This is a genomic window from Streptomyces sp. SID1328 (assembly GCF_009865595.1).
Lineage (GTDB): Bacteria > Actinomycetota > Actinomycetes > Streptomycetales > Streptomycetaceae > Streptomyces > Streptomyces griseoluteus.
Genome location: NZ_WWKH01000129.1, coordinates 1 through 777 on the forward strand (window position 1 = coordinate 1; position 777 = coordinate 777).

Genomic DNA, 777 nt, shown 5'->3' on the forward strand with positions numbered 1-777 from the left:
CGCAGGCCGCGCGCCCCTGACGGCCGGGTCAGCCCTTCCAGACGCGGGCGACCCGGCCGTCCTTCACCTCGAAGTTGAGGCGGCCCGTGCGGTACTCCATGGTGATGACCGCGCCGGGCGGCAGCGCACGCACCGTCTGCCAGCCCCGGCTCCGGGCGCGCCGGTCGGCGTCCTCCGGGGCCAGGCCGACATAGCTGTCCAGGGTGTCCTGCGGCTCCGGCGGCGGAGCGGGGATCTGTGCCATGCGGCCACGCTAGGCGGCCCGCGCCGCCTACGGAAGGCACCCGCCGGGCCGGCCGCCGGGGAGCTGCCCGGTCACACTTCTGTCACAGCTCCCGACGCCGGTAACCCGCGTACTCCGTCACACGTATGGGGGTTTCCGTTCACCTTCACGGGGTAATCGAACAGAATTTTCCTGTGCGGGTCGTCACGGGGTCCGATTAACGCTCGCAATGCGTCGGATCACACAGCGGAACCGGCCAAGAACGAGCCCGGAACGTTTTTCCCGCGAAATGCGGCGCACGCGCGCCGGAGCTGACGACGCATAGGAAATTCACGGGTTCTCCGCACGAACGGACATGCGAACGGCCGCCGCCCTCCGGAGGGCGGCGGCCGCGGCCGTCGAGACGGGGCCTCGCGTCAGAGCGCGAGCCGCTGCCCCGGCACGATCAGATTGGGGTCGGCCCCGATGACCGACCGGTTGGCTTCGTAGACCCGCTGCCAGCTCACCCCGTGCCGGGCGGCGATGGTGCTCAGCGTGTCGCCCTGGCGGACGGT

General features: G+C 71.3%; 2 protein-coding genes. Both read right to left on the minus strand.

Annotated features, from left to right (window positions below; genetic code table 11):
- Window positions 1-28 precede the first annotated feature (28 nt).
- Complete coding sequence (locus GT030_RS03955; protein ID WP_161199856.1) at window positions 29-244, minus strand: I78 family peptidase inhibitor; 216 nt, start codon at window positions 242-244, stop codon at window positions 29-31.
- Window positions 245-639: 395 nt separating this feature from the next.
- A partial coding sequence (locus tag GT030_RS03960; protein WP_161199857.1) for a LysM domain-containing protein occupies window positions 640-777 on the minus strand: 138 nt, incomplete at its 5' end.

Coding starts and splice junctions, on each gene's coding strand:
- GT030_RS03955 (WP_161199856.1), bottom strand. CDS start 244: ATGGCACAGATCCCCGCTCCGCCGCCGGAGCCGCAGGACACCCTGGAC.